Source organism: Pontibacterium sp., assembly GCF_964228735.1.
Lineage (GTDB): Bacteria > Pseudomonadota > Gammaproteobacteria > Pseudomonadales > Balneatricaceae > Pontibacterium.
The window spans coordinates 20,816-27,617 of sequence record NZ_CAXRBQ010000051.1; the positions used below are offsets into that span (position 1 = coordinate 20,816).

At 53.6% G+C, this 6,802-nt stretch carries 6 protein-coding genes; 5 read left to right on the top strand and 1 reads right to left on the bottom strand.

What is annotated here, in order from left to right:
* The first annotated feature begins 50 nt into the window (after nt 1-50).
* The 3 genes from ACEQ15_RS05225 to ACEQ15_RS05235 all read left to right on the top strand — a co-directional run bounded on the left by ACEQ15_RS05225 (nt 51) and on the right by ACEQ15_RS05235 (nt 2,670).
* Entirely contained in the window at nt 51-821 is a 771-nt protein-coding gene (locus ACEQ15_RS05225; protein ID WP_370278035.1) for an enoyl-CoA hydratase, read from the top strand.
* 15 nt (nt 822-836) lie between these two features.
* A complete protein-coding gene (locus tag ACEQ15_RS05230; RefSeq protein ID WP_370278036.1) occupies nt 837-1,469 on the top strand; it encodes a TetR/AcrR family transcriptional regulator in 633 nt (210 codons plus the stop codon).
* Nucleotides 1,470-1,617: 148 nt separating this feature from the next.
* The gene (locus ACEQ15_RS05235; protein WP_370278037.1) at nt 1,618-2,670 is read left to right on the top strand and encodes an MBL fold metallo-hydrolase; all 1,053 of its coding nucleotides are present in this window, start codon (nt 1,618-1,620) and stop codon (nt 2,668-2,670) included.
* Here ACEQ15_RS05235 and ACEQ15_RS05240 read toward each other — a convergent pair.
* Nucleotides 2,655-3,659, bottom strand: a complete 1,005-nt coding sequence (locus ACEQ15_RS05240; protein ID WP_370278039.1) for an AraC family transcriptional regulator — start codon at nt 3,657-3,659, stop codon at nt 2,655-2,657. The two genes, ACEQ15_RS05235 and ACEQ15_RS05240, sit on opposite strands and share 16 nt — an antisense overlap.
* A 253-nt stretch (nt 3,660-3,912) precedes the next feature.
* Between ACEQ15_RS05240 and bktB the strand changes: the two genes are divergently transcribed.
* Together bktB and ACEQ15_RS05250 are read left to right on the top strand one after the other, a co-directional pair.
* Nucleotides 3,913-5,097 (top strand): beta-ketothiolase BktB, encoded by a 1,185-nt coding sequence (gene bktB / locus ACEQ15_RS05245; RefSeq protein WP_370278040.1) that lies wholly within the window; start codon nt 3,913-3,915, stop codon nt 5,095-5,097.
* Nucleotides 5,098-5,310: 213 nt separating this feature from the next.
* On the top strand, nt 5,311-6,802 hold a 1,492-nt coding region (locus ACEQ15_RS05250; RefSeq protein WP_370278041.1), incomplete at its 3' end, for a 3-hydroxyacyl-CoA dehydrogenase NAD-binding domain-containing protein.

The following is a 6,802-nucleotide window of genomic DNA, read 5'->3' on the forward strand; positions in this document are numbered from 1 at the left end:
TTTCAGACTGAGCCAAGAATATGGTTGTGTGAGTTGAAGGAGGTGTATTGATGTCTGGTGGTGTTTCTATCGAACCTAATGGACCCATTTTGCAGGTCATCATCGATCGATCGGAAAAGAAAAATGCGCTGACTTTCGCGATGTATGAAAACCTCACCCGGGCTTTACTGGATGCAGATATAAATCCCACGATTAAGGTCGTGGTGCTCAGTGGTAGCAACGGGGCCTTTACCGCGGGGAACGATCTCAAGGATTTCCTGACGGCAACATCCGAACCGGGCCGACTATCAGCGGCTGGTGACTTCCTGAAAGCGATCTCCACGCTGCAAAAGCCAATTATTGCTGCCGTGGATGGACTGGCGATTGGCATTGGTACGTCAATGCTGCTGCATTGCGATCTTGTCTATTGCAATGCCTCTGCGGTTTTCCAGCTGCCCTTCACGCGCTTAGGCGTTGTACCGGAAGGTGGAACCAGTTTGTTGTTGCCTCAACGTCTCGGCCATCGAACAGCTTTTGAACTTTTAGCCTTGGGTGAGCCTTTTGACGCCACCAAAGCCCTTAAGCTTGGCATCGTGAATGAGGTCGTGCCGGAAGAGAGTGCGTTAGATAAGGCGATGCAAGTGGCAGAACAGTTGTTAACGCTCCCGCCTCAAGCACTTTTGAAGTGTAAGGCGCTGCTTAAAGCGCCAGTGCAGGCCGAGCTGCAGCAGACCATCGATCAGGAGATGGAACATTTTGCACAAGCCCTTCAGGAACCTGAGTCGCTTGAAGCGATAACTGCACTTATGGAAAAGCGTGTACCGGATTTCAGCAGCTGTTGAGGTATACGCAAGCGAATGAGTATTGAAACGCGGGGCCGACCTAAAAGCCCCACAATCCAGAATCGGATTCTGGCGTCGGCGATTCGCCTGTTTACCGAGCAGGGTTTCTCCAAGACCACCATTGCCCAAGTCTCTGGTGATGCGGGGATCGCCAAGCAAACGGTCTATAGCTACTTCGAGAGTAAAGACGATCTGTTCAGGGCTGCGATCCAAGCCAAATGTGAACAGTTTGCTGTGTCCATGGAGCTTACGTCGGCGCAAAAATGCCCCCGTGAAAGCCTGACCGAGCTTGCGGAAAACTATATGGCATTGGTGCTTTCGGCAGAGGCTCGAGGTGTTTACCGCAACTGTATTTCCGAAGTAGAGCGTAAGCCTTTGGTATCCCGGTTGTTCTTTGAGTGTGGCTACCAGCGTGTGCTGGCTGGCGCGACACGCGTGATGGCTCTACTGGGCGATGCGGGGCATCTGGACATCCTGAAGCCCAAGATCGCTGCCATTCAGTTTTTACAGATGGTTCAGGGGGAGGCAAAGCTCCGTTCCGAACTCGGCATTGAGCCGAGTTGGAGTCAGCAGCAGGTGAGCGAGTATATCAATTGCTGCGTAGATCTGTTTATCAAGGGATACACGAACACCTCCATCGGTCGTTAAGATGCGATTGTCCGATTTTGTTAATAGAATGGCTGTCCTAGTTATTGTTGCAATTGCGTAAACGCTTCAAGCTTAGGTAAGTTGCTGACCAGCCTATGTGCGCCAGACAATCAGCAAAAATGACCTAGGCCCAATGGGAGGCTGGAGAATGAACGCAGTTGTAGCCGCTGATTACAGCACGCCTGATTCCGGAGAGGTGGTGCAGATTACTCCTGGTCTGTTGTGGTTGCGGATGCCTCTGCCGTTTGAGCTGGACCATATCAACCTGTACCTGATCGAAGACGTTGATGGTTGGGTGATTGTTGATTGCGGCTTGTTCAGTAGTGCGACAACCGAGGTATGGGATGCTGTCATAGAGAAGCATCTGGGTGACAAGCCGGTGAAGCAGGTTGTTGTCACCCATGCACACGTTGATCATATCGGTGCAGCGGGTTGGTTATGTGATCGCTTTGACGTACCGCTCTACATGACGGGAAGAGAATACGATCTGGTTCAGGAATTCCTGGCCGAGCTGGCTACGCCCAACGGTGATTCACAGGTTACACGTGTAGAATTCTTCCATCGCCTGGGCATGAACCCCAAACAGACAACAAGTCTGATGGCGATCTACGGCGGCTTTGCTGACCTGTTTTCTGTGCTGCCAACGGAGATTAACCGCTTAGAGGATGGTGATTACCTCACCATCGGTTCGAACCGCTGGCAGGTGATTGTCTCGGAAGGTCACTCTATCGCCCACGCCTCACTGTACAGCCGGTCGCTGGGGATACTGATTTCCGGCGATCAGGTGTTGCCGCGTATCAGCTCCAATGTCAGTGTTGGTCCCCACGATCCGGATGGCAATCCGTTGCGGAGCTGGTTGTGTTCACTTAATCACTTAAAGACGCTGCCGGCGGATACGTTGGTGCTGCCCGCGCATAATTTTCCCTTCATTGGTATACGTAAACGCCTGGATGAGTTGATCGAAGGGCACCAGCAGGATCTCAAGAAGATTGAGCAGATCTGTACCGAGCCGATGCATATCATGCAGCAGGTTGAGCAGCTCTATGATCGTAAGCTGTCGCTCTTTGATCTGCTGTTAGCCAGTGGTGAGTGTTTGGCACACGTGCATTACCTGATGCAGAAAGGGCGCATCTCCCGTTCTCTGGATGGTGAAGGACGTTACTGCTATCAGACTATTTCTGCGGATCAGGAACGGCGATAGATCCCCGGCGGTACCCCCGTCCACTGCTTAAACGCGCGGGTGAACGCGGCAGGTTCAGAAAAACCGAGTTGTCTGGATATCTGGGAGATCGGGATCGAAGGCTGGCTCAGGTAGTGGATCGCCGCATCACGCCTTACATCGTCCTTCAGTTCCTGGAAGCTGGTACCTTCCTCTGCAAGTTTTCTGCGCAATGTTCTTGAGGTGACATGCAGCTCTTCCGCGATCTCATCCATGCTGGTCTTTGCCAGTTCTTCTCCACTTTCGAGATAGTCCATAACCCGCCGGGTGTATGCCTGGTAATACGCCTGCCGCTTGAACCAATCCAACGGTGCGCGGCGCAGGTAGGCGCTTAGTGTGCGTGGGGTTTGAACGACGGGTTCATCCAGCATTTCAGTGCCAAACACCAGCGCGCATTCCGGCTGATCGTACTTGGCCGTGCAAGGGTACATCAGGCGGTGTTCCGCGTTGTGCGCCGGTTCGGGGAAATCGAGACTGACATACTTGAGGGGGACGCGTTGACCAATCAGCCAGCTCGGAAAGCGATGCCATAACAAGAGTAAGAACTCCCGCAGTGTGCAGTCGGGGTCTCTGTCCGGATCGGTCAGGCGCATGGTGAAGCGAACCTCATCGTCGGTAATGGAAAACTCCAGATTCAGGGCGTCAGCCACCAAATTGTAGAAGTGCCCCAGGTGGTGGTATACCGCGCGCAAGTTCCTGCAACGTACTGCCTGCTTTGCCATCAAGGTAAAGACACCATGCCTTGAAGGGTGGCTGCCCATACACATGAACTCATCATCCGATACCCGCCACATCTCCTGCATCATCCGGCTTAATTGGTCTGGCGTGATTCGCAGGCCGGGATTCTCCAGCATCCGCTCGTTCAGTCCCGCAAAGCGCAGTAATTTCTGATGGTCGATATCGTTGCGCTTTGCCGCAGCGACTAGGGTGCGGGCGAAGTGGATGGAGACAGAATGGCGTGCAGAACTCATGTAAGTGTCCGTATTTGACAGATCATTTGGCCAATTAGGCAGGAGATACTGCCCATAGTGTAGATCGTGTGTCCGAAAATGTTAACTATCAGACTTCTTTCGTTATTGTTGATCAAGCGTTTGAACGGGAAACTAAGGGACATACTGGTACGGTTGGTTGACGAAATCATCCGCCTAACTCAAACACAAGGTGCTTGCTGCTTTGACAGCAGTACAGGCAAGCGCCAAGTAAGAGCAAGTAAGAGAGAATCCCATGCAGAAACGTGAAGTGGTTGTGGTAAGTGGTGTACGTACGGCGATTGGCAGCTATGGCGGTAGCCTGAAGAACCATAAGCCGGGCCAGTTGGCCGGCATGCTGGTCGAGGAAGCGGTAAAACGCGCTGGCGTAGCCCCTGAGTCTGTAGGGCACACCGTTTTCGGTAACGTAATCCACTCCGAGCCTGCTGATATGTACCTGGGACGCGTGGCTGCGCTGAACGGCGGTTTGTCTGAAACGGCGCCGGCACTGACCGTAAACCGTCTGTGTGGTAGCGGTCTGCAGGCGGTACTGACCGCAGCTCAGCAGATCGAACTGGGTATCTGCGACACCGTTGTCGCCGGTGGTGCCGAGTCCATGAGCCGTGCGCCTTACCACATCCCAACCGCACGTTTTGGTCAGCGTATGGGCGACGGTGCGATGGTCGATCCGATGGTTGCTGCTCTTCACTGTCCGTTCAACCACATCCATATGGGTGTTACTGCTGAAAATGTGGCAGAGAAATACGGTATCACCCGTGAACAGCAGGACGAGCTAGCGGCGCTGAGCCATAACCGTGCGCAGAACGCCATCGAAAACGGTTACTTCAAAGACCAGATCGTACCGGTTGAGCTGAAAAGCCGTAAGGGTGTGACCCTGTTCGATACCGATGAGCATGTGCGTTATGACTGCAAAGCGTCTGATATGGCCGCGCTGAAACCGGTGTTCAAGAAAGACGGCACGGTTACTGCGGGTAACGCCTCCGGCTTGAACGATGCAGCGGCTGCGCTGGTGATGATGGACCGGGAAGCGGCTGAAGCGCAGGGCGTTAAGGCGATGGCGAAGCTGGTGGATTACTCCGTAGTGGGCGTTGATCCGAAGATCATGGGGATCGGTCCGGTGCCGGCGATTCAGGAAGTCCTGGAACGTAACAACCTGGGCGTGAATGACATCGACGTATACGAAGTTAACGAAGCCTTTGCAGCTCAAGCGCTGGCGGTTGCCCAACAGCTGGATCTGCCACGTGAGCGTGTAAACCCGAACGGTAGCGGTATCTCTCTGGGTCACCCGATTGGTGCGACCGGTGCTGTTGTCACTGTAAAAGCTCTGCATGAGCTGAATCGAATTAACGGTCGTTACGCCATGGTCAGCCTCTGTATCGGTGGTGGCCAGGGTATTGCGGCACTGTTTGAACGCGTTTAACCCAAACCCATCCCCTTAAATTTAGGGTTAAACACTGGTAGGGCAGGAGTTACTTCTGACACTCCATTTGGCCACGGATGGCTGTTTTTTCTCCTCCCTCTCTTGAAGAACAAGATCATCGCTTGTTTGCACTCTGGTAGGACGTGTTTGTCCGTTTTGGGCCAGAAATGGCCCCGTTTTTTTAGTGCAAATGGCAGTTATGAGGAACACACGATGTACAACGGTCAGGCGGTAAGCCTTAAATCCCTGGAATCTGGTCTGGTTGAACTGGTTTTCGACCTGCAGGGCGAATCTGTAAACAAGTTGAACAATCTGACTCTGAACGAGTTGGGCGAAGTTGTGGCATTGCTGGCTGCTGATAAGGATATCAAAGGCCTGCTGATCACAAGCGCAAAACCGGCGTTTATCGTTGGCGCAGATATCACTGAGTTTCAGGATAACTTCGCACTGAGTTCTGAAGAGCTGAAAGCATGGATCAATAAGACACACGCCACCTTTAATGCATTGGAAAACCTGCCGTATCCAACGGTTGCGGCGGTAAACGGCATGGCGCTGGGTGGTGGTTTTGAGTTGGCACTAAGTGCTGATTTCCGTGTGCTGGCTGCCGATGCACGCGTGGGTCTGCCAGAAGTGAATTTGGGGATCTGCCCGGGCTGGGGTGGCACCGTACGTCTGAGCCGTCTGATAGGTGCCGAAGCTGCACTGCAGTGGATGATGACCGGCAAACCTCAGAAAGCATCTGCCGCACTGGAGATGGGGGCTGTGGATGGCGTAGCTGATACAGCAGAACTGCGTGATGTGGCCATCGCTATGTTGAATGCGGCAGTTGCGGGTGATGTAGATTTTGCCCATAACCGTAAGCGTAAACAGCAGCCGCTGGTTGATTCCGTGGCGGCTCGCACCGAACTGCTGGATACGCAGGAGACGTATGCCAAGAAGCTGGACTCCAACTATCCGGCAGCAGGCGAGATCCTCAACGCGGTGTGCGCCCATGCGACATTGCCAATGGCTGATGCGCTGGCGGTTGAGGTGGACGCCTTTGTAACACTGGCTCAGTCCGATGCTGCACAAAGCCTGGTTGGCCTGTTCATGAACGACCAGCTGCTGAAGAAAAAATCCAAAGCATGGTGCAAGCAAGCAGATGCGGTTGAAAAGAGTGCCGTACTGGGAGCAGGCATTATGGGTGGTGGCGTGGCCTACCAGTCCGCATCCACCGGTACGCCGATCCTGATGAAGGATATCCGCGAAGAGGCGCTGGATCTGGGTCTGAAGACAGCCTCCAAACTGCTGGATCGCAAGATCGACAAAGGCCGCATGGATGCCGCAGGCAAAGCAGTGGTGATGGATGCGATTACCCCAACCCTGGATTACAACGAGTTTGGCAGCGTGGATCTGGTGGTTGAAGCGGTAGTGGAAAATCCGGCCATTAAAGCAGCCGTCCTGGCTGATGTTGAAGGTGCTGTGCCTGAGACTGCAGTACTGGCGTCCAATACCTCCACCATCTCAATCGACACGCTGGCAGAAAGCGTTGCACGTCCGGAACAGTTCTGTGGCATGCACTTCTTTAACCCGGTACACCTGATGCCGCTGGTTGAAGTGATTCGCGGCGAAAAATCCTCTGATGAAGCGGTTGCCACCACTGTGGCCTACGCCAAGAAAATGGGTAAAACCCCGGTAGTGGTGAATGACTGCCCCGGTTTCCTGG